Raw genomic sequence first — 21,385 nt, forward strand, 5'->3', positions numbered from 1 at the left:
CAACAGCAGAACCGACACCGGAAGGCGGAGGCCGTGAGCCTCATCGACCATGACCGCGCCGACTGCGCGGACCGGACGCTCGGCCTCCTTCTCGCGGAGCGCGACAGCCTGCGCCGCTTCGTGACCGGCATGATGGGGCGCGACCCCCACGGCGCGGAGGACGTCGTCCAGGAAACCCTGTTGCGGGCCTGGCAGTCGGCCGGGCGGCTGGACTGGCGGGACCGGCCCATCCGCATGTGGCTGTTCCGGGTGGCCCGCAACCTCGTGGTCGACGGCCGGCGCCGGGACCGGACCGTCCCGGTGGGGATCACGGCGGCGGACTTCGGCAGCGCCGCTCCCGCGGCGGTGCCCGACCACGCCGAACAGGTCGGTGACCGCCGGGTGCTGGTCTCCGCCCTGCGCACCCTCGCTCCCGCGCACCGGGAGGCCGTGGCCCGCGTCCATCTGCTGGGCCAGCCCGGCGACGACGTGGCCCGCCAGCTCGGGCTGCCCCCGGGAACCGTCAAGTCCCGCACACATCACGGAATCCGCGCGCTGCGCGCCACCCTCGAATCCCACGGCTGCCGCCCGGCCGGGACCGAGCACCTCCGGGGAGAGACCCGATGACCTCCGCCACCATCACGACCCTGCTCGGCCTTGTCGGCGTCCTGGTCCTGGTCCTCGCCGTCACGCACTGGCTGGTCCGGCGCGGCGGCGGCTGGAAGGCCCTGCGACGGCGGCTCGGGCGGGAGATCAGCCTGACCGCGAAGGCGTTCACGGGCCCGGTCCGCACGGAGCTGCGCTACCGGCACGGTCTGCGCCTGCTGGTGCGGCTGCTGCGCGACCCGGCCGTCTGGGCCGACGCCGAGCGGGCCACGGCGCTGGCCGCGGCCGTCCGTCCCGGGGTCCGGCCCTACGGCGTGCTGGCCGGCCCGGAGTGGATGGCCGTGCTGGTCGCGGCGGACGGCGACGCGCTGCGCGAACCGCCCGAGCCCTGGGCCGCGGACGAGAGCGACCCGCGGCTGTGGTGGATCGACCGTGCCGATCTGACGGACGACGGCCGGGCGTCCGCCGTACCGCTGCTGGTGTGCGTGGGGCACCACCTGGGGCACGCCGTGCTGCTGGACGTGCGTTCCGGTCCGGCCGCGCTGTCCGTGTACGGGCCGCCGCGCGCCGCCCGTTCGGCCCGCGCCGTGCTCCAGGCCCTGGCCGCGCAGCTGGACGCCCGGCTGCCGCAGGGCCGGGTCGCCATCGCCGCCGGGGTGCACCCGCGGCATCCGGGGATGCCGGCCGCGGCGGCCGTCGGGCAGCCCGGCATCGAGGTCGCGGTCTGCGCCGACCCCCTGGAGCGACCGTTGCCGTCCGGTGTCCGGCTGCTGAGCCTGGGTGTGGCCCGGGGCAGGACCCGGCTGCTGGAGATCGCCCCGGACGCGGTGCTCACGGTGCACGGCGCGCCCCCCGCCGCCCGGGTCGACGTGCTGCCGCTGTCCCGGGCCGTGGCCCGGACGCTGGCCGCGCTGCCGCCGTGCCCCGACCTCCCGCACGAGGAGGCCGTGGGTCCGGCGGGCGCCGTGACCACGGCCGACCCCGATCTGCTGCCGGACGAGCCGGACCTCGGCACCGGTGGGTCGGCGGCCCCCGTCGCCGGCCCGACCGGGGTCTCGGCGACCCGGCCGGCCCCCGAGCCCGCCGCCACGCCGGTGTCCGCTCCGGCCGCGGCCGTCGACAGCGACGACGACTTCGCGGAACCGAGCACCTCGGAAACGGCCGGGGTCTCCGCGAGCTCGCCACCGGCGCCATGACGCCGTAACCGCCGTACCCGTCCCCCGATCCCGTACGAACGAATGCCCGGCTGGGAGCCGTGAACCTCACCATCACCACCGTGGACGCCACGGACGGACAGCGCCGCGACCACCAGGTCCGCCTGCCCTCGAACGCCACCGTCGGCGATCTCGCCGCCGCTCTGACCCAGGACGAGGCCGCCGCCACCGGCGGTGCGGACTGGGCGGCGGCCGGCGCGCCGACGGCCCGGAACCTCTACGCCGGCGACCACCGGCTCGATCCCGGCACGCCGGTGTCCGGCAGCGGGATCCGCGACGGCGGGCTGGTCGGGCTCGGCGGCCCGGCCCGGCCGGCCGACCTGGTCCGGATCCATGACGACGGCGACCTGGACGCAGTGCTCGCCGAGGTGCACCTCGTCTCCGGGCCCGGTGCCGGGCGCACCTGGCGGCTCGGCCCTGGCAGCCACGAGATCGGCACCGACCCGCTGTGCGCCCTGCGGCTCGACGCCGCCGACGGGGTGCCGCAGAGCGGGCTGTGGGTGACGGTCGGCGCGGACGGCACCGCGGCCTGGCACCGCATCGACGACGATCCCGACGCCACCGTGCGGGCCCGGCTCGCCTCGCCGCCGCCCGACGACGCGATCACCCAGCTGCGCCGGCCGCGCCCGCAGCCGCCGCGCGAACGCCCGTCGGGGCCGGGCCCGGTGCCCTGGCCGGCCGGTGAGGACCTGACGGTGGGTCCGGTACTGCTGCGGATGAGCGGCCCGGTCGAGGCGGACGCGGCCGTCACGCCGTCCGCCGACGGCTACGGCGTGGACTACAACCGGCCGCCGCGGATCGCCCCGCACCTGGACGCCGAGCGGATCCGGCTGCCGCAGCCGCCGTCGCCGCCGCAGAAGCGGCCGTTCCCGACCGTGATGATGATCTCCCCGATCGTCCTCGGTCTGTTCATGGTCAGCATCTTCAAGTCGTACTACTTCCTGGTGTTCCTGTTCCTCAGCCCCATGATGATGCTGTCGAACTGGGCGACCGGCCGGCGTGCGGCCCGCAAGCAGTTCCTGGAGTCGGAGGCGGCCTACGAGCGGCGCCGTGACGTGCTGGAGGAGCAGGTCCGGGAGGCGGTGGTGGGCGAGCGCCGGGTGCGGGACAAGACCGGCCCGGACCCGGCGGCGGTCGCCCTGATCGCGACCGGCCCGGGCGGCCGGCTCTGGGAGCGGCGCCGCCGCGACCCCGACCATCTGGTGCTGCGTCTGGGCACGGTGGACCAGCCGTCGGTGCGGGAGCTGGAGGATCCGGCGCGGGACGAGAACCACCGCTCGATCCGCTGGAACATCCCCGACACGCCGATCGGGGTCGACATCACGGCGCACGGCGTGGTGGGCGTCGCGGGCCCGGCCACCGAGGTGCAGCCGCTGGCCCGCTGGCTGGTGGCACAGGCGGCTGTGCTGCACAGCCCGCGCGACCTGAGGATCGTCGTCCTGACCGAGCCGGACCGGGTGGCGGACTGGGCGTGGACGCGCTGGCTGCCGCATCTCAGGCCCGGTACGGCCGGTGGGCCGGTGGTGCTGATCGGCAACGACCCCGAGTCCACCGCCGCGCGGATCAGCGAACTGGTCTCCCAGGTGCAGTCGCGCCGCCGGCAGGCCGGCAACGAGCGCGACGTGGTCTTCACCGACCCCGACGTCCTGGTGATCGCGGACGGGGCACGGCGGCTGCGTGACGTCCCCGGCATGGTGCAGGTGCTGACCGAGGGCCCGCGGGTGCGGATCTTCAGCGTCTGTCTGGACGAGCAGGAGCGGCTGCTGCCCGAGGAGAGCACGGGTGTCGTGCTCGCCGCCGGCGGGCGGCTGACCGTGCGTCGGCCCGGTGCGCCGGACCTGCCCGCGGTACGCGCCGACCGGGTCTCCCCCGAGTGGTGCGAGCAACTGGCCCGCGCGCTGGCCCCGATCCGGGACGTCAGCCCCGAGCACGACGCCGGACTGCCCCAGCGGGTCCGCCTGCTCGACCTGCTGGAGCAGGAACCGCCCAACGCGCAGGCCCTGTTGGACCGCTGGCAGAGCGATCCCGCCTCCACGTCCTTCGTCATCGGTACCGGCTTCGACGGGCCGCTCTCGCTGGACCTGGTGCAGGACGGACCGCACGGCCTGGTCGCCGGTACGACGGGTTCGGGCAAGTCGGAGCTGCTCCAGACGTTCGTGGCCTCGCTGGCCGCCGCCAACCGGCCCGACGAACTCACCTTCGTGCTGGTCGACTACAAGGGCGGCAGCGCCTTCAAGGAGTGCGCCAACCTGCCGCACACCCTCGGCATGGTCACCGACCTCGACGCCCACCTCGTGGAGCGGGCCCTGGAGTCGCTCGGTGCCGAACTGCGGCGCCGGGAGCAGGTGCTGGCCGCCGCCGACGCCAAGGACCACCCCGAGTACCGGGCCAAGCGGGCCGCCGACCCCTCGCTGGCCCCGCTGCCCCGGCTGCTGCTGGTCATCGACGAGTTCGCCACCCTGGTCCGTGAAGTCCCCGACTTCGTGCCCGGGTTGATCAGCATCGCGCAGCGCGGCCGCTCGCTCGGCATCCACCTGATTTTGGCCACGCAGCGCCCGGCCGGTGTGGTCACCGGTGACATCCGCGCCAACACCAACCTGCGGATCGCGCTGCGGGTCACCGACATGACCGAGAGCCAGGACATCATCGACGTCAAGGACGCCGTCGACATCTCGTCCGGCACCCCGGGGCGGGCCCTGGTCCGGCGCGGGCCGAAGCAGGCGGACCCCTTCCAGACCGCCTGGGTGGGCGCGGAGCGGCCCCGGCAGACCCCGGCCGCCGCGGCGGAGCCGGAGGCCGGCCCCCGCAAGCCGGTGCGCACGGTGGGCGTGGGCTGGGACGCCCTCGGCCGCCCCGCCGAACTGCCCGCCGAGGCGCGGTCGGTGACGGTCGCGCCCGCGCAGGGCCCGGCCCCGACCGACCTTCAGGCACTCGTCGAGGAGATCCGCGCCGCGGCCGACCTGCTCGACGACTTCACCCCGCAGCCGAGCCCCTGGCTGCCCCCGCTCCAGCGCGAACTGGTCCTGGACGACCTGGACGAACTCGGCGCCACCCGGGAGGGCCGGCTGGTCGTCCCGTACGCCCTGGAGGACGTGCCGCAGCTCCAGCAGCGCCGGGTGGCCGTGGCCGACCTGGCCACCTTCGGGCATCTGTACGTCATCGGGGCGCCGCGCTCGGGCCGTACCCAGGTGCTGCGGACCATCGCCGGGTCGGCGGCCCGCGTGACGAGCACCGCCGACGTGCACATCTACGGCATCGACGCGGGCGGCGGCGGACTCAGCGCGCTCGGTGCGCTGCCGCACTGCGGTGGCGTGGTCTCCCGGCACGACCTGGAGCGGCTGGGCCGGCTGCTGCACCGCCTGAACCGGGAACTGACCGAGCGCCAGGACCTGGCGCAGGCGCACAGCGCGACCGGTATCGCCGAGCTGCGCAAGCTGCTGCCGAAGGCCGAGCGGCCCGCGCACATCCTGCTGTTCATCGACGGCTGGGACTCGCTCTCGGTCATCATCGACGAACACGACCACGGCCAGCTGGTGCAGGAGGTGACCCGGCTCATCCGTGAGGGCGCCGCCGCGGGCATCCATGTCATCGCGACCTCCGAACGCTCCCTGCTGGGCGGGCGGATGGCCGCGCACAACGACCACAAGCTGCTGCTGCGCCAGGGCGACCGCAGTGACTACCAGGCGGTCGGCATGATGCCCAACAAGATCCCGGCCGACATCCCGCCGGGCCGTGGCTGGCACGTCCTCAGCGGCACCGAGACCCAGGTGGCGCTGCTGGCGGCCGGCGGCGGCACCGAGCAGGCGGAGGCGCTGCGGTCGATCGGCGAGTCCGCCCGCAAGCGGGACGCCCAAGTGCCGCAGGCGCGGCGGCCGTTCCAGGTCGCGGTGCTGCCGCGCTCGGTGGAGTTCGCCGAGGCCTACGAGAAGGTCGCGCAGACCGACCGGCGGCCGATGTGGGGGCTGCTCGGCGTCGGCGGCGACGAGGGCGGCCCGGTCGGCGCGGACCTGGCGGGTTCCGCCTCGGCGTTCGGGGTGTTCGGCCCGGCGGGGTCCGGCCGCAGCAACACGCTCGCCTCGATCGCGGTGTCCCTGCTGGCCGGGGGTACCTCACTGGTCGTCCTCACCCCGCGCGAGTCGCCGCTGCGCGCCCTGGAGCGGCACGCCACGGCCGCGGTGATCACCGAGAACGACCCGTCGGCGGACACCGTGCGGGCGGCGCTCGACGCGTTGCCGGGGCCGAGGGTGGTGATGATCGACGACGCCGACCTGATCACCAACTCGGCGGCGGACAAGCTCCTCAGGGAGATCGCGGTGTCGGGCCGCGACCAGGGCCTGGGACTGGTCTACGCGGCCTCGGCGGAGGGCTTCCAGAGCGGGATGAGCGGCTGGACGCTCGCGGCCCGCCGGGCCCGGCGCGGTCTGCTGCTCGCGCCGAAGAACCTCACCGAGGGCGACCTGATCGGCGTCCGTCTGATGCCGAGTGTGGTGCGGGCGACGACGCATCCGGGCCGGGCCTGGACGGCCGGCCCGAGCGGTGCGCTGCTGGCCCTCCAGGTGCCGCTCACGCCGCTGCGGGCCTGACCCCCGCCGCCCGGCGCGAGAAGGGGCCTTCCCGGGATTTCCGGGAAGGCCCCTTCTCGCGTACGGGTGTTACGAGTTGTTCTGCAGGCTGCTGCTGATGCCCTGGTCGAACTGGATCGCGTTCTCCTTGATGCCGTTGAACATCTCGGAGAAGTCGTTGATGCCCTTCACGGCGGCCAGCAGGCTGGTGTCGAAGTTGTTGTAGGTCGTGCGGATGACCTCGCTGGACTGCTGGAAGACCATGCCGTCGTCGACGAGGGTGTTGACCCGGTTGCGCAGGTTGCTGAGCACCGGCAGCAGGTTCTCGTGGGCGTCGTGCAGCAGGCTCACGACCTCCTCGATCTTGTGGTAGTCGAGGTTGATGCCGTTGTAGCTGGCCATGGGGTTCCTGTCCGTTCCTGTCGGTCTCGATGCGGTTGTCGGGTGGTCACCAGGCGGCGGGCGTGGAGTTGTAGGAGCCGTCGTCGCTGCCGCCGCCGTCGTCTTCGGTGTTGCCGCCCACCTGCTGCCAGTCCGGCTGGTTGCCGTTGGCGTCCTTGGGGCCGCGGGTGTACTCGGTGCGGTCGCCGTCACTGCCGGTGGTCACCATCGTGCCGCTGCCGTCGGCGTTGAGGTTGGTCTCCGAGTGCACGGTGCTGCCGTCCGGGTAGGAGGTGTCCGTGGTGTAGTGGTTGCCGTCGCTGGAGTAGTTGGTGACCGAGGTGTACGTCTTGCCGTCGTAGGTGACGGTGGACTCCTCCTTGATCACGTGGTGCTGGTCGTCGAGCGTGAGATGCGTGTGGACGCTGCCGCGGTCGGTGGTGATCGTCTGGTCCAGCGGGGGGTCGCCCGGGTCGGTGGCGGAGCAGAAGTCCGGCATCTTGCCGTCCGGGCCGGGCACGCACTGGTCGAGGTGGGCCTGCTTGTAGTCCCACAGGTCCTTGTCCCGGAAGTAGTTCTGCAGGCCCAGGTTGCTTCCGGTGATGCCCATGCCCTGGGCGAGTTCGGAGTCGAACGACAGGAAGGCCTCGCCCACCGACCCGAAGGCGCCGGCCAGTTCCTTGAGGCCCTTGTCCGCGTGGGACATGGTGCTGCTGGCGTTGTCGTAGAAGCCCGCGAGCGCGTCGGCCAGGGTCGAGTCGCCGAGGACGGTGAAGGCCTCGCTGGAGGTGTATCCGTCGTAGTCCCGCTGGCCCAGCCGGGAGAACGTGCTGTTGTCGAGGAGCGGACCGATGTCGCCGGCCAGGGTCTCCAGGTCCCGTTTGGCGTCGTTGAGAACGTTGTATTGGATTTTCAGGCCATCGGCCATGCGTGGGCCTCCCAGTCGTGACTCCGGTCAGTTGGACCACGCCGCACACGCCCCGCCGGTTCACCTCGGACGGCGGCTGTAACCCAGATCACGTGAACCGCAGCGGCCGCTGTGGCGTGGTCAGTTGGGGAGTAAACCGCCCCCCGAGTCCCGCAGCTTCCGGGAGGAACCCGTATGCCACGCCCGACCGACTGGAACGCGATCGGGCTGGACAGCGACCCCACGCCGGGCGACCCCGAGCAGATCCGGACGCTGTCCACCGAGCTCAACCACCTGGGTTCCGAGGCCCGGCGCATCAGCACGGCGATCGACGCGGTCATGAACACCGCCGGTGACAGCGTCTTCGTCGGCGAGGCCGCCGACGCCCTGCGCGGCAAGGTCAACGGCCGGCTGCGCGGGCACATCGAGGACGTGGCACAGTCCTTCGAGAGCGCGGCGTCCGCGCTGAACACCTGGGCGGACAAGCTGGTCGAGCTCCAGTCCCGTGCCGACGGCGCGCTCAACTCGGGCCGCGGGCTGTCCGAGGACGACCCGGACCGGGAGACCTACGCCGCCACGGCGCGGCAGGCCGGCACCGAGCACGGCGAGGGCGCGGCCGCGGCGGCGGGCAGCATCTCGGGTGTCTCCAACATCCAGCTGCCGATCTCCAAGTGCCAGATCTTCTGGGAGGCGTTCCAGTGGCTGGCGATCATCCTGATCGTGCCCGCGCTGATCTTCGGCGGCCCGATCGCGCTGCTCGCCCTCGGCGTCAACCTGACCCTCTTCATCAAGACGATCGTCGACTTCGCCAACGGCAACGCCAACTTCCTCGACCTCTTCCTCGCCGGACTCGGCATCCTGGCGCCCACCACCAAGGCGCTGCCGATCTTCCAGATCATCAAGAGCGTCGGTACGACCGCCTTCGCGAAGGGCTTCGCCAACATCGCCCGGGGCACGTTCCAGGCCCTGCGCAACCTGTTCACCAACGGCTTCCGCCCGACCACCCTGCTGCTCGGCCTCAAGGACCTGGTACGGCTCGGCAGCACCTGGGTCTACAAGGGCGGCCTGTGGGTGCTGGACGGCATCCACAACCTGCCCAACGTCATCAGCCGCGGCGTCAACTCCGTCGGCCTGACGATCGTGCAGGGCTTCAAGGCGATTCCCGGGTTCGTGCGCGGGCTGCCCGAGACCCTCTCCCGCGGCTGGCAGGCCACCAAGGGGTGGGTGGGCCAGGAGTTCGGCGGCACCAAGTGGCTGCGGATCTTCCTGCCGGTGGACGCGGCGGAGATCGGCGAGTACGGCTTCGCGCGCGCCCTGCGGATCGGCCTCTTCGACCGGGGTGTGCTCGGGCAGCACGTCTTCGGCGCTCCGATCACCGGTGCCGTCGGCCGCACGATCAGCTCGGTCCCGATCGACCCGCGCACCGTGGACGCCCTGGTCGACATGCCCCGCATCCAGCTCAACGAGGTGCGGTTCGGGGCGGGTTCCGGACAGAGCAGCATCCGCAACCTCGACCTCAACATCCCCAGTACGCATCTGGACGTCACCTCGACCCTGCGGCCGCCGTCCCTGAACCTGGGTGACGTCGGCGCGATCGCCCACCGCGGCAACTTCGGCGTCCACGCGGCGCGCACGGTGGACGCGCTGGTCGACATGCCCCATGTGCAGCTCGGCAACGTGCGCGTGGAGAACTTCGGCGCGCTGGGCGGGCACGCGGAGCTCGGGGTGAGCGCCGGCGCCACGCCGACGATCACCACCGCGTCCGGCCTGCACGTGCCCGCCTCGGCCGGGGTCCCCGCCGCCGGCCACGGCATCGCCAGCACGCCGGTGACCGCCGTCTCCGAGGGCGCCCACACCACGCTCACCGGGCTGCCCCCGACACCGACGGCCCTCACCTCCCACACCGAGGTGCTGCTGCCGGGCGGCGCGCACAACACGGCCCACACGCCGGGCGGCACCGTCCTCACCGGCACCCATGCCACACCACCACCGGTAGCGGCCACGCTGGGCGACCTGTCGACCGGCAACCCGGCCACGGGCACCGTGCACTCCGCGTTCACCGGCACCACGGGCGTGGGCACCGTCCACGCACCCGGCGCCCCCGGCATCGGCGCCGCCCACACCGCACTGACCGGCACCCCGGGCACGAGGATCGCCCACACCGCGCTCGACTCGGCCCCGGCGCCCGGCGCCCCGCACGACGTGACGGCGCCGCACAGCCTGCTCACCGGCCCCACCACCGTCGCCCACCCCTCCCCGACCGGCATCGGACACGGCGGGCCGGGCAGCGTCGACGCCGGGGTCTCGGCCTTCGACCTGCTGGCCGGCACCCGCCACAACACCCCGCACTCCCCCGTGGCGCCCGGTACCGGCGACGCCATCGCCGGGCGCACCACCAGCGCCCTCGGTGCCAACCAGACCCGCCTCCACCTCGACGAACTCGTCCATCAGCCGGGCTCGCCGCACTCCGGCAGCCTCCCGGAGCGGCTGCCGCACGGCTCGCCGTCCCCGGCGCCCGGCACGCCGGACCGGCTCACGATCACCCCGGCCACCCCGGACCGTCTGACGACGAGCCCGACGAACCCCACGACCCCCGACCGGCTCACGGTCGGCGCCGGGACGCACGAGCCGGCTCCGGCCCCTGCCGGCGGCTCCGGGCATCCGGGCCCCGGCGGCGAGCACAGCCGCTCGGCGCTCGACCTCGTCGACACCGGCCGCAGCGCCCGCACCACCGAGACCCCGGCCCTGGCCGGCACTCCCGCCCACACGGACACCGACAAGGGCCTGGCCGGCTCGGCCACCGGCACGTCCGGGCATGCCCCGGAGCACCTGCCGGAACAGGGCGTCGACAGGCCGGGCTTCACGATCAACATGCCGCCCGGCTCCAGTGGCCACGGCGGTGATGCCTTCGAGGCCGCGCCTGCCGCCGCTCACTCCGACGGTTTCGACGAGCTCCTCAAGGACCCCAACGTGGTCAGGGTGCCCGGCGACCACCAACTGGCGGTCAAGGCCCCGCGTGCCGGCACGCCCGAACTCCACGGCGGGGCGGTGGAGTCGGGCCTGTACACCGTGGAGAAGCAGGGCACGGGCTTCGTCGTCCGGCAACTGGACGCCGTCGGCGGCACCGTGGTGCACAGCTGGACGTTCAAGCGCCTGGGCGGCATCCGGCTCGCCGAGGAGACCGTGCGGTTCGGCGACGGCCCGTTCAGCGGGGTGTCCGTCAAGGTCGCGGGTAAGTCCGTCGACTCCGTGACCGACGGGACCGGCACCTGGCCGGCCCGGCTGTCCGGCGAGAACGAGATCGTCGTCGCCTCGGCCTCGGGCAGCCATGTCTACAACCGCGCCACCGGCGAACTGCTGCGCACCTCCACACCGGCCGTCCCGCTGCCGCCCCGCCCGGCCGGCCTCACCGGAAGGGCGGCGGACAGCTGGGACGCCGCCGCCCACGCGGCCCGCGGGCACATGGGCAGGGCCGCCGTCCACAACGACACCAAGCTGTTCATGCAGGGCGTCATCGGCGGCGCGTTCACCTCGAAGAAGGGATACGGCGGCTTCGTCAACCCGGGTGCCCTGGATGCCAACCCGGGCCTGGTCGGCAAGGTCAAACAGTTCAACAAGGTCGCCGATGACCTGATGTTCGAGGGCCCCAACCAGCGCATGACCGTATGGCGTGGCGTGTCCATGGACCCACGGGCCGCACAGGCCGAGGTGTTCGTGGAACGGCTGCCCGCCTCGACCTCCAACCACTTCGGGTTCCAGGCCGAGTGGGCGAAGAACGGCGTCAACAGCAACCGCGTCGTCTTCGAGATCGACGTCCCCGCCGACCACGGCAAACTCGCGATGGCCTACCCGCCCGGCTACACCAAGGCCGCCGACGACGCCGTGGCCCTCAACCAGGACCAGTGGGAGATCACCCTCTCCCCGACCCGGCTGGTGCGCACCGGGCCCGCCCGCGTCGAGAACGGCATCACCGTCGTTCCGGTACGGGCCGAACAGATCCCGGAGGCCCAGCTCGACAAACTCATCCACGAGACATGGTCCGGACTGCCCTCCGGCGAGGCGTTCGAGGACTTCGGCCACGCCTTCGGACAGGACGCGATGCGCCGCTGGGAAGGCCTCGGCGACGCGCTGGTACGCGAGAGCGCTGACGGCCCGAACGTGAAGACGTTCACCGTCACCCGGCCCGGCTACACGGACGAGATGACCATCACGGTCACCCACAAGGCGGAGGACAACGCTGTCTCCGTCACGATCAACGGCGGCGACCGCACCTTCACCAAGGAGTGGAGCGGCACCGGCTTCAACGACCTCGCCTCCGACCTGCGCGGCCACGTCCTCCACAACAACGAACTCCTCAGCTCCCTGCCGACCCCCGCCTCGTGGGGCAGGGAACTGCCGGACCCGGTCCACCCCACCACCCACACGGACACGACCGTCCCGAGCCCGACCCGAGGCACGCCGGACACGGAGACGGCCGTACCGGGCACGGCGCACGGAACCCCCGACACGACGCCCGCGCCGCGGCCGGAGACCCCGCGTCCCGGTGGTGGCCGGGAACTGCCCGGGCGGGGAACCCGGCTCTCCCCGGCCGAGATCGAGGAGGCCTGGTTCCGGGACGGGCAGCGCGTCGACGCGTTGTTCGGCCACGCGGACGACCCGCTGCGCCAGGCCCGCCGCGATGCCTGGCGGGACCACGTCCAGGCGCGCTACGACCTGGGCCGGGCCGAGGACCTGCTGCCGCCCAACGGCCACGCGGGGAGCTCCAACGGCCCCACCGCCGCCGAGATCAACGCCCGCAGGAACGTCGACACCGCCCGGCAGCAGTACGACGCCACCCACACCCGTCTGACCGACCTCGGCGTCGACCCGGTGCGGATGGAGGCCGACCTCTCCGCCCTGCGCCGGATCAGTCTGAACGAGCGGCCCCGCGCGCTCGGCGGCACGGCCCTGCCCTCCGACAGCGCGACTCCCCCGCCCGCCCACTCCGCTCCGACCCTCCACAGCGAGACGCAGGCGGTCACCTCGGCGACGCCTCCGCAGCGGCTGGCCGAGATCCTCGGCGAGCACACCGAGGCTCAGCGCGGCCTGCACCAGGCCGAGATGAACCTCGCCAACGCCGGCCCCAAGCAGCGCAGCGCGGCGGAGGCGGCCCTGGCCAAGGCGAACGAGGAGGCCACCGCGACCACGCTCCGGCTGGACGACGCCATGACGCAGGCGCTGACCGAGGGCCGGCTCTCCCAGCGCGACCTCAACCTGCTGGTCGACCAGTTCGCCGGTGCCGGTGACATCCAGCGGGCCCTGCGGTTCCAGGAACACGCCCTGCGGCTGGACACCGAGGCCCGTCAGGCGCCGGAAGCCGCCCGCTCGGACCAGTTCATCAGGACCGGCAAGGAGATCCAGGAGCAGTCGCTCGGCCTGCGCGCACTCACCCAGGAACTGGAGGACCTGGTCAAGGCGGGCACGAAGACCCCGCAGGAACTCCAGAGCCTCGCCCAGGCCCTCGACAAGGCCGCCCACACCCTCGACGCCTCCCTCCAGGGCTTCGTCAAGGACGCCGCCGAGCTGGGCGGCGTCTACACCCTGCGCAACGAGCACGCCCCCGTCTCCACCGTGGCCCACCAGCTCGCCAGGACGGTCGACGAGGCCGCCAGGGCCGCCAGGCCCGGCGAGTCCATCGCCCTCAGGGGCTTCCTCGGCACCGAGGCCTCGATCACCCGCCTGCAGCGCGACATGCCGGCCGTCGCCCGCCGCTTCCGCACCGCCAAGGCCTACGCCGAGGTGCCCACCGGCCTCCAGTGGAAGGCGGAGCTGCCCGGCTCCGAGGCCCAGTGGAAGCAGGTCTTCGACGACTTCCAGGACTTCGACAAGCTCTCCAGGTCCCAGCAGACGGAATTCGTGCAGAAGCTGTCCGAGCGCAACGTCAGGCAGTTGCGCCAGGACGTCGACGAACTGCTGAACAGCCTGCCGAAGACGGAACGCGCGCAGTTCGAGAAGCTCCTCACCAGCCTGGAGAACCTGCCCTACCGCATCAAGCACGCGACTCCGGCCTACCACGCCATCGCCAACAGCGGAGTCATGTCCTCCCAGGGCGACCTGGCCCGACGGGGAATCAGGTTCCTCGCCTCCGGCAAGAGTTCGGCGAAGAACACCTCCAACCTCGGCAACGACGACTTCGTCTTCTTCCGGATGGAGGCCGGCGACAAGCCGATGGCGACCCGGTACGGGCCCACCACCCTCGTCTTCGACGCCAAGGTCCTTGAGGAGAAGGGTGGTTGGGTGTCGCTGCACGACCAGCTGCACCCGCTGGACCGCGAGACGATGCGCGACCTGAAGTTCGGCGACGACACCGTCCGCAGCGCCAAGTACGACGAGGGCTTCGACGAGATGGGCAAGCGGGCCCGCTGGACGTACGAGTACCCGGGCGGCGGCGGTTCCCGCACGGTCTCCTTCGACCAGGAGGTCTTCCACGGCGCGCACGTCCAGGAGGCGCTCGCCCTGTCGGTGGTGCGCGAGGTGCACCGGATCGGCGGCGGCTTCAAGGACGACGTCCTCAGGCTCGCCGAGGGTCCGGTCGACGTGGAGAAGATGGGCGCGGTCGTCTCCAAGCTGTACCGGCCGGAGGCCAAGTTCGGCTCCGGGCTGCCCATCAACCCGTTCGAGAGCCGTGTCGACTCCGAGTGGCCGAAACCGCTCATGGTCCACGACGCGGACGGCGACGGGCGCTATCTCGCGGACGGCACGGTGGACCCGGCCGCGCGGGCCGCGGGCAAGGCGTTCGACGAGGCGTCGGACAAGCTGCGCCAGGCCGACAACGCCGTCACCAGCGGCAACAGGAAGGCGCAGCGCTACAACCTCAACAAGGCGCAGCCCCTCGCCGAGCAGTCGGTCAAGCTGACGCGGGAGTTCCACGGCATCGCCCAGGGCCCCCGCAAGGACATGGCGAAGGGCCTGCTCGACGAGCGGGTCAATCTTCTCGGCGACATCAACGGACGTATCGACGCCCTGAAGCACCAGCCCGACCCGGACGCGGCGAAGCCGCAGCCCAGGCCGGGCCAGACCCAGGGCGCCGGGACCTCCTCGTCGGCCGCGGCGGTGAACGGCCCCAACCTGGGCAAACTTCCGCAGGCGGCCGAGGACGCGTTCAAAGCCGTACCGGGCATCACCGACCAGATGAAGAAGATGGTCCGGGCGCTCGGCAACTCGGACGGCTTCCGGTCCCTGCCGAACTCCAAGGACGGCGCGCAGACCACGGCGGCCGTCGACCTGGGCAGGAACGCCTTCGACAAGGCGTTCAAGCACCTCTCCAAAGCGGGACTGGTCCGCGGCGACGACGCGGGCCTCCACCTCACGGACGAGGGCCGCCGGCTGTTCCTGCCGCCGAGCGCCGACACCAAGGCAGCGGCGCCGTCGGGGGCCGGTGCGACCGACGTCCACCCGGCATCCGCCCAGCCCCAGCTTCCCCACTCCCAGTCGGGCCCCGACACCAAGGCCCCCGCACTCACCGGCGACGGCCTCCCGTCCCGCAGCCCGGACATCACCTCCCCGGCACCGCACGACCTCGACACCACCGCACCGCCACCGCACGACCTCGACACCACCCCCCCGGCACCGCACCACGCCGACACGGACACCCTGTCTCCGGCGTCTCCGGCGTCTCCGGCACCCCACGACCTCGACACCAAGTCCCCGGCACCGCACGGCACCGACACGCAGTCGCCTGCCCCGCACCGCATCGGCTCCGAGACGCCCCCGCCGCTGACCACGGAGGGCGACACCACCGTCTCGCACGCGACGGGCCACGGGGCCGCCACGCACCCCCTCGACGCGGAGACCGCACCGCAGCACCTCTCCGACACCACCGCACCGCACCTCGGCGACCCCGAGACGCGCACACCCCGTCTCGTGGACACCGACACCACCCCGCCCCACCCCACCGAATCCGACACGGCGGCTACGCGTCTCGACGACATCCACTCGGCCGCGCCGCACCGTGGCGGCGACGGCGACTTCGCCTCGACGCCCCCGAGCGACGACACCCGGCTCGGCGGCGGCCGGTCCACGCGACCGCTCGGTGACGCCATCCTCGACGACGTGCTCGGGCCGCCCCGGCGGACCGGCGACACCACCGCAACGACGGCGCCCGGCACCGCCCACCCGGCCGCGCCCGACCTTCTCGACCAGGCCGCCTTCCGCCGTAGCACGTACCGGGAGAACGGCATCCGCGCCCGCTCGCAGATCCGGTACGTCGACCGGGCCCTCGCCGCCTTCCACGCCGTCCCCGCCGACCAGTTGGCCCAGCGGGCCCAGGCCCTCGACAACCTGGCCGACGCCGCCGGACGCTTCCTGCGGGACCGCCCGGACTCAGTCCGCCGCGCCGGAGTGGAACAACTGCTGAACCAGGTGCGGGCCGAGGCGGACGCCTACCGGCTGCTCGACGACTTCCGGCGGCTCGGCGGCGACGGGGACGACCTCGCCGGCCGCACCCGTGCCGCGCTCGCCGCCGGCGGCACCACCCCGCACACGCGGACCAGCCTCCAGACGATGCTCGACGGCATGGACAGGTCCGTGCAGGCCCAGCGGCAGAACGACGCCCTGAGCCTGCTGGACGGCACCCCGCCGCTCCGGAACACCGGTGACACCACTCTCACCGCACCCCCGCGACCCGACACCGACATCGCCCCTGCCGCACCCGCCCGGCCGAACCGCGGCAAGGGTCCGGCCGTGCCCTCCCGGCAGCCCGGGGAGACGCCGTGGGCGGAGGATTCGGCGCGTTTCGACGAGCTCCTGGGCGGCGAGGGCCGGCCGATCCGCGAGGCCTGGGTCGAGCTGTCGTCCGCCCGGGTCGAACTCAACCGGGTCGAGGATCTGCGCGGCCGGCCGGGCGGAGCCAGCACCTCACGGGGCGTCAGCGAATTCGACGTGCAGCTCAACCACGAACTCATCACCGCTCAGGACCGGCTCCGCACCGCCTACACGAACCTGGAGGACCTCGGTGTCCAGCCGGCCGAGATCGAGGCCCGGATCCAACGGATCCAGACGGAGGCAGTCACCAACCGCGGTGCGACGCTCGGCGCGGGCAAGCACGAGACGCTGTCCGACACCGCCCCGCCCGCGGTCAACCACATCGCTCTGAACAACTCGGGCGTGAGCGGGCCGAACGGGCTGACCATCGAGCGGAGCGTGGGCCAGGACAACGCGGTGACGCTGCGGGTGGTCGACCAGCAGTTGCACCCGGACCCGACGCGCACGGTCGTCGCCCGGCAGGACGGCGGTTTCGACGTCCGGCACACCCCGTCGGACACCATCGACACCTACACCGCGAACGGCGACCGGATCGCCTACGAGATGCCGCTGTACGGGGCCGACGGCGCGCCGACAGGGCTGCGTCTGCACACGGACCTCAACGGTCACGGTGCACGCCAGGCCCTGACGGTGCGCGGCCCCGGAGCGGACGGGCTGACCGCCTTCCCGCTGCCCGGCGGCGCCACGCGGATCACCCGTCTCGACACCGGCGTCACCCGGCGCACGGACTCCCTGGGCCGCCATGTCGACGAGGGCGTCCAGCTCACCGGCCGGGACGGCGTCCCCGCCGGGACGGACCGGGTGCGGGTCACCGACGGCGCCGGCGTCCATGTGACCGATCTCGCGGGCAACCGTCTGGACCTGCGGGTGCAGGACCTGGGTGACGGGAACGGCATCAGGGTCACCGACGAGACGACCGGTCTGTCCGTACGCCACGACGGCCGGGGCCGCCTCCAGGAGACCGGTGTCTCGCTGACCGACCCGCGGGGCACGCGCGGGGAACGGTTCCTGGCCGACGACGGCACGGGCCGCTTCACGCTGACCGACACCTCCGGTGCCCGGCAGCCCCAGACGGTCACCACGCTGCCCGGCGGCTCCGGCTTCCGGGTGACCGACGAGACCAGCGGCGCGACCAGCAGGTTCACGGCCGACGGCCGCTACCTGGACACCGGCCTCGCCCTGTTCGACCCGGCGGCGAACGCGCGCGGCGGCCGGATCGTCGTACCGGACGGCGCGGGCGGTCACCGTCTCACCGACACGGCGGGGCAGCCGCTGCCCCAGCGGGTGGTCCCGGTCGGCGGCAACCGGCCACGCACCATCGACGACATCACCGGCGAGTCCGTGCTGTACGACGCCCAGGGCCGCCCGGTGAGCACCTCGACCGCGCTGGCCGACCCGGCCGGCGGGCCGCGCGGCGGCCGGTTCGCCGAGCCCGACGGCTCCGGCGGTCACCGTCTCACCGACGCCGACGGCGACCGGCTGCCCGAAACCGTCACCGCGCTCCCGAACAACGGCGGCTTCCGTACCGTCCACGACACCGGGCACCGCACCTTCGGCGCCAACGGCGACTTCGCCGGCGACGGGCTGCGGCTGACCGGGCGGGACGGCGTACCGTCCGGGCATCTCGACCGGCCGCTCGGCGCGGCTGCGCACTGGCTGGACGACGCCTTCGCGGCGGACCCGGCGCGCACGGTCACCTTCGACGCGGCCGGCCGCATCGAGATCGCGCGCCCCGGCGGCGGCCACCAGGTCTTCGACCAGCACACCGGGCGGTTCGTCCAGGAGACGGTCCCGCTGCCCGGCGGCGGTCACCGGACCACCCTGGCCGACGGGACGTTCACCCGGTACGACGGCCAGGGCGCCGTCACGGCCACCGGCACCCCGCTGCCCGCGGGTCACGGCGGACGCTTCCTCGTCACGGATCCGCCGACCGCGGCGCACCCCGGCGCCTGGCTGGAGGACGCGGCGGGCGGCAGGCTCGCGCACTGGGACGCCCTCCGGCGGCCCGACGGCACCACCCGGATCGGATTCAACGACCGGACCAGCCCGCGGCACGGCGAGTTCGTGCACCTGGCCGCCGACGGCAGCGTGACCCGGCAGGGCTTCAACGTGCTGGACAACGGGCGGCGGACGGACTACCGGTACGTCGTCGACCACACCACGGGCACCTGGGAGCGGACCACCAGGTCCGGTGCACCGGTGGCGGCCGGGTCCTTCCACCACGGCAGCGCCGACCTGTCCGGCGCCGCGGGCGGCCACATCAAGCTGCTCAGCTCGACCAAGAAGCAGGTGCCGGTCTTCGAGCGCCGGGTGCTGCCCGGTGACTCCGGTGACGTGGTCGACTCCTTCCGCCGGACCGACACGATCTACTTCGCCCGCACCAATCCCCGCACCCACTGGGTGCGCTGGGACGACACCGGCACGCCGGTCGGCACGGGCAGCCGGCACTACGACACGGCGGGCACCGGCTGGCGCGACACCGACGGCCGGGGCCGCACGGTGCGCGAGTACCGCGACGGGTTGCAGAAGTTCGACGGCAGCGCCGGGCACACCCTGGGTGTCCGGGCCGACGACGGCACCTGGACCTGGCACCGTTACGACGGCGCGGCCAGGGAGATCGCCTCCGGCCCCCGTACGCCCGAGCGTCTCGGCAGCGGCTGGACCGACCGCACCGCGGACGGCCGGATCGCCCAGCAGCAGTGGGGCATGGCCGAATGGCCCGAGCGGGCCGGTCAGTACCAGGAGCACGCCATGAACCCGGACGGCACGCTGCGCGCCACCTGGGAGCGGCACTCCCCGCACGGCAAGGAGGTCGGCAGACACGAGGTCTTCGGCGACGGCTTCCTGACCACCGACCGCTGGCGCGAGCAGCGCCCGCCGACCTGGGTGCGCACCCGCTGGCTGGCCGGCGCCGAGCACATCCGGCCGCCGTACGCGCATGTCCGGGGCGACGACACCTACCAGTTGTTCACCTGGAGCAGGACGGCGAACGACGGCACCGTGACCGCCTCCGGCGTGCGCTACGTCGGTATGGACGGCAGCGCCCTGGACCTGGCCGCCGACGGGAGTTTCGCCCGTTTCACCGGCAAGCTGCACGACGGCACGTCCCTGAAGGTCGGCGATCACGCGGCGCGCCCCGGCCACGCCCCGGCCGATCCGGCCGACCTCCCTTGGCAGGCCGGCGGCCTCAGGGGCTACCGCCAGCCGCTCGCGAACGACCCGCAGGGCAGGCTCTGGCAGGACGTCTACCAGGACGCGGGCGGCGTCACCCGGACCGCCCGTGAGGGCCGCCCGGGCGGGGTCGTGCGGGAGTTCACCGGGGACCGCACCTGGGTGGACCGGGACCCGCACGGCAACCTGGTGGGGCAGAGCCATGCCAACCCGGACGGCACCGCCGGACATGTGATCCAGGGCTCCGGCCGCGCCGACTCCGGCCGCTGGACCTGGCGTGAGCTGGATGCCCAGGGCACCGAACTCGGCAGCGGCCGACGGGAGTTCTTCCGTGGCTCGAAGGACTCGCAGCTGCCCTGGGACGACTCCTACCGGGACTACGACGGCAACGGGAACCTGGTCCGCGAGCGCCGGATGCTGGACTCCGGCCGGTACGTCGACGCCTGGCGGGACGGCCAGGGCAACTGGCACGCCAGCGCCCACGAACGCAACGGCACGCCCATCGCCGTGGGCAACGGCCAGCAGGTCCGCCGCTGGTGGAACGGCCGTGCCTGGCAGGACCGCTGGACGGAGGGCGCCCGGCACTTCCGTGACGAACTGCGCGTCCCCGGCCAGGCCGCGCCCACCGTCCTGCGCGAGACCCCGCTGCACAGCGGAGGGCCGCTGCGGGTGCGGGCCTACAGCACGACCGTGACGCAGAACACCCCGGCCGGCTCGGTCTGGAAGGAGTTCGACCACGGCAGCGTGGTGCGGGAGCGCAAGGCGGACGGCGGCGGGTTCCTGGAGACCGACGCCTGGCGCGGCCAGTGGAACCGTTACAACAGGAACGGTGATCTGATCGCCCAGCGCACCGACAGCGGCCTGGTGTTCGAGCGGGACACGTTCAACACCTGGCGGCTGGTCGGCAACGAGTACGACTTCCGCGGCCCGCTCACCGAGATCCGCGGCTGGGGCCGTACCACCCGTGAGGCCCAGCGCATGCCGTGGTCCGGCACGGTCCTGCCGGACGGCAACGCGGCGCTGCGCGAGGCCCGTTACGAGCCGTACTGGCGGACCGTGGCCAAGAAGGCGGCGCTGGAGTTCGGTCAGGAGTTCGTCCTGGAGTTCGGCGCGAACCTCGCCGTCAACGGGATCGTGGCCGCCGTCCAGAACAAGCCGTTCACCGGCAAGGACGCGCTGAAGTCGTTCGCCAACGCGGCGGTCGGCGCGGGCGTCAAGACCGGTCTGAGCACGGCGGTGCACGAGAACCGGGCCCTCGGATTCGAGAAACTCGGCCAGTTCAAGGCGGGCATCGCCAACATCGACGGCGGCAAGCCGTGGACCCGCCGTCCGCTCAACCACGACAAGACCTGGGTCAACGAGTGGGCGGGCAACGAGACGCCGACCCGCTGGCGCGGCGGCATCTACGACTACTCGTTCGGTGTCTTCAGCAGTGCGCTGTCCGGCTGGGTCAACGGCAGCATGAACGCGGCCGTGTGGGGCGTGACCGACGCCAACGGGCAGACCGTGAAGCTGCACGGCGGGGACGCGGTCTGGGAGGGCGGCATCAACGCGGCCGCCTCCGTCACCACGGCCGCCACCACCGGCCTGGTCAAGAACGTGTTCGTGATGAGCGCGGGCAGCCGGCTCTTCCACCGCCAGGGCTTCGCCGACTTCTGGATCCAGCTACCCTTCAAGGTCTTCGAGAAGACGATCCAGTCGCTGTACCTGACCAGTGCGTATCGTGCGAGCATCAATCCGACGTACTACCAGACACCGTGACC

6 protein-coding genes are annotated in these 21,385 nt (G+C 73.1%); 4 read left to right on the forward strand and 2 right to left on the reverse strand.

The window, feature by feature from the left end:
* Nucleotides 1–33: 33 nt before the first annotated feature.
* The 3 genes from AB0P24_RS13275 to AB0P24_RS13285 are packed head-to-tail and all read left to right on the forward strand — an operon-like array spanning nt 34 to nt 6,382.
* Entirely contained in the window at nt 34–606 is a 573-nt protein-coding gene (locus AB0P24_RS13275) for a sigma-70 family RNA polymerase sigma factor (RefSeq protein WP_365793289.1), read from the forward strand.
* A complete protein-coding gene (locus tag AB0P24_RS13280) occupies nt 603–1,781 on the forward strand; it encodes a hypothetical protein (RefSeq protein WP_365793291.1) in 1,179 nt (392 codons plus the stop codon). The genes AB0P24_RS13275 and AB0P24_RS13280 overlap by 4 nt, the downstream gene beginning before the upstream one ends.
* Before the next feature lie 59 nt (nt 1,782–1,840).
* Entirely contained in the window at nt 1,841–6,382 is a 4,542-nt protein-coding gene (locus AB0P24_RS13285) for an FtsK/SpoIIIE domain-containing protein (protein WP_365793293.1), read from the forward strand.
* A gap of 69 nt (nt 6,383–6,451) precedes the next feature.
* Here AB0P24_RS13285 and AB0P24_RS13290 read toward each other — a convergent pair whose 3' ends face one another.
* A complete protein-coding gene (locus AB0P24_RS13290; protein ID WP_046730425.1) occupies nt 6,452–6,763 on the reverse strand; it encodes a hypothetical protein in 312 nt (103 codons plus the stop codon).
* Nucleotides 6,764–6,809: 46 nt separating this feature from the next.
* A complete protein-coding gene (locus tag AB0P24_RS13295) occupies nt 6,810–7,670 on the reverse strand; it encodes a hypothetical protein (RefSeq protein ID WP_365793295.1) in 861 nt (286 codons plus the stop codon).
* A gap of 174 nt (nt 7,671–7,844) precedes the next feature.
* On the opposite strand from AB0P24_RS13295, the gene AB0P24_RS13300 reads away from it, so the two are divergent.
* A complete protein-coding gene (locus AB0P24_RS13300) occupies nt 7,845–21,383 on the forward strand; it encodes a hypothetical protein (protein ID WP_365793297.1) in 13,539 nt (4,512 codons plus the stop codon).
* Nucleotides 21,384–21,385 lie beyond the last annotated feature (2 nt).

This window comes from Streptomyces sp. NPDC086519, assembly GCF_040686075.1.
In the GTDB taxonomy this organism is placed as follows: domain Bacteria; phylum Actinomycetota; class Actinomycetes; order Streptomycetales; family Streptomycetaceae; genus Streptomyces; species Streptomyces shenzhenensis.

Excerpts from the sequence above, each read along its gene's own strand:
- AB0P24_RS13280 (WP_365793291.1), top strand. The coding sequence starts at position 603 with ATGACCTCCGCCACCATCACGACCCTGCTCGGCCTTGTCGGCGTCCTG.
- AB0P24_RS13290 (WP_046730425.1), bottom strand. The coding sequence starts at position 6,763 with ATGGCCAGCTACAACGGCATCAACCTCGACTACCACAAGATCGAGGAG.
- AB0P24_RS13295 (WP_365793295.1), bottom strand. The coding sequence starts at position 7,670 with ATGGCCGATGGCCTGAAAATCCAATACAACGTTCTCAACGACGCCAAA.
- AB0P24_RS13300 (WP_365793297.1), top strand. The coding sequence starts at position 7,845 with ATGCCACGCCCGACCGACTGGAACGCGATCGGGCTGGACAGCGACCCC.